We start from the raw sequence: 2361 nt of genomic DNA, 5'->3' as shown, positions 1-2361 counted from the left end.
CTTCAGCTTGGCGGTCTCGACGTGCCGCGGGCAGTGCGCCTGCTTCAGGCAGGGATCGGCCTTGCTCGGCTGCGCGCAGGCATGGCACTGCGTGCAGTCGAGGCCCTGCTCCTGGCGCGCCAGGGCCGGCGCCGCCAGGGTCGCGAGGGCGACCAACACGAGCAACGCGTTACGCATGGGGAGCCTCCTTCCCCTGCTGTGACGCCGTCGCTTCGACGTGCATCACCGGGAAGTTCAAAACGACGAAGCGGTAGGCGAAGATCAGGAACGCGATCAGCCCCGTGGTGATCGCCAGCTCCCCGATGGCCGGGAAGTAGTGCTTCACCTGGTAGACGGGCTTGTACGCGACCAGGAACACGTCGATGCGGTTCATGACCACGCCGAAGATCACCAGCGTCGCGGCGGTGAACAGCAGCCGGGGCGAGCGGCGCACGCGTGAGCTGAAGAACATCAAGAACGGCAGCACGAAGCCGACGCCCATCTCGACCAGGAACACGCCCGACTGCCAACTGCCGTCGGCGAGGCGGTAGAGCTGTCCGCGCACCGCGAGGTCCATGGCCTTGGTGCTGATGAAGAAGAACAACAGCACCGGCAGGATCTTCGACAAGGGGCCCAGGACCTCCATCTCGGGCCGGCGGCCGAAGGCGCGCGAAGCCAGGATGGATTCGAAGATCACCATGCACGGGCCCACGCAGAACGCCGACAGCAGGAACAGCAGCGGCAGCACCTGCGTCCACCACAAGGGGTGCATCTTGTAGGGGGCGATGACCATCAGGGCGCCCAGCGAGGACTGGTGCATGCAGGACAGCACCACGCCCGCGATGATGAACACGGACATGATCCGCCCGAGCGTGCGGTCGAAGAGGCGCAGCAACCCCTCGACGAACCCGTTCAGCGGGCGCAGGGTCCCTGGCAGGGCGACGCGGCCGCGGAAGCGCTCGGTCACCATCGGCAAAAACTCGATATAGAGCACCGTCAGGTAGAACATGACGCAGATGCCGACCTCGAACAGGACCGAGTGCCCCGACCACATCGACGGCACCATCGGGTGCCAGACGTTGTAGTAACGGCCGAGGTCCGCCAGCAGGCCGATCACCACGACGGTGTAGCCCAGCATGGCGGTGATCAGGGCCGGCCTGACGATGGGCTCGAACTTCTCGCGGTGGAAGACGTGGGCGAGCGCCGCGGTGGTGAAGCCGCCGGCGGCCAGGGCCACGCCGCAGGCAATGTCGATGGCGATCCAGATGCCCCAGGGCCACTGGTTGTCGAGGTTGGTCACCGCGCCGAGGCCCTTGGTGAAGCGCACCGCGGCGAAGCAGAAGCCCACGGCCATCAGGGCCACCAGGACCCAGGTGCCGCGGGTGAAGAAGCGCATGCGGATCGGCGCCGCGTGGACGTGGCTACTCATGGTGCCCCTCCCCAGGCTGCTCAGACTTATGAGCTGCGGCGGCGACCTCGTCCTTTCGGCTGCCCAGCCACATCACCTGGGCCAGGGTCGCGTACAGGGCGATCGGCGCGATGAAGCGGCGGAAGATGCCGTGCTGGATGTTCTCGGTGATGCGGGCGGGCGATTGCTCGCCCAGCTCGGGGAAGCCCAGCGAGGGGAACGGCTGCCCCGCGAGGTAGAGCCAGGACGTGCCGCCGACCTCGTGCTCGCCGTAGACGTGGTCCACGTAGCGGCCCGGGTAGGCGCCGATGCGCTCGTGGGCCAGCGTCAGCAGCTCGTCGCGCTTGCCGTAGATCAGGCACTCCACCGGGCAGATCTCGACGCAGCCCGGCCGCTCGCCGGCCGAGATGCGCTCGATGCAGAAGGTGCACTTGCGCACCTCGGGCGAGAGCGCGTCCTGGTACTGGTAGGCGGGGATCTGGAAGGGGCAGGCCACCATGCAGTAGCGGCAGCCCATGCAGCGCCAGGGATCGTACTTCACGGCGCCGTTGGGCTGCTTCTCCAGGGCGGAGACCAGGCAGGCCGAGGCGCAGGCGGGGTCGTTGCAGTGCAGGCACTGCACCTTCGCCCAGACGTTGCCCTCGCGGCCCTCGCGCGCCCACTGGTTGACGACGGTGAAGTTGCCGGCGTCGGGGCGGCGCATCGCCGCAAAGACGTCCTTGTTCTCGAACTCCTCCAGCGGCTGCACGGGCAGCTTGTTGACCTGATTGCAGGCCCACTCGCACTTGCGGCAGCCGATGCAGGCCGTGGTATCAACCAGGACGCCGAAGGCGTCCGGCGGGGCGTGCACGGCCGTGCTCGCGGAGGCGTCGGCGGCGGCGATGCCCACGCCGACGGCGCCCACTGTCTTGAGGAAGTCCCTGCGATCCATGCCGGTCCCTTTCTGCTGTGAAACGGAGGCGGCCGATCTCCTG

2 protein-coding genes are annotated in these 2361 nt (G+C 67.8%); both read right to left on the bottom strand.

The genetic code is table 11. The features are described from left to right. Window positions 1-169: 169 nt before the first annotated feature. The gene (hybB, locus tag Q7W29_14845) at window positions 170-1408 is read right to left on the bottom strand and encodes a Ni/Fe-hydrogenase cytochrome b subunit (protein MDO9173099.1); all 1239 of its coding nucleotides are present in this window, start codon (window positions 1406-1408) and stop codon (window positions 170-172) included. Further along, window positions 1401-2318 (bottom strand): hydrogenase 2 operon protein HybA, encoded by a 918-nt coding sequence (gene hybA / locus Q7W29_14840; GenBank protein MDO9173098.1) that lies wholly within the window; start codon window positions 2316-2318, stop codon window positions 1401-1403. The genes hybB and hybA overlap by 8 nt, the downstream gene beginning before the upstream one ends. Between the last annotated feature and the right edge of the window lie 43 nt (window positions 2319-2361).

The sequence above is a fragment of the bacterium genome, from assembly GCA_030654305.1.
Taxonomy (GTDB): Bacteria; Krumholzibacteriota; Krumholzibacteriia; order LZORAL124-64-63; family LZORAL124-64-63; genus PNOJ01.
The sequence above is the reverse complement of the archived record's forward strand: the minus strand, read 5'-3'. Positions and strand labels throughout refer to the sequence as shown.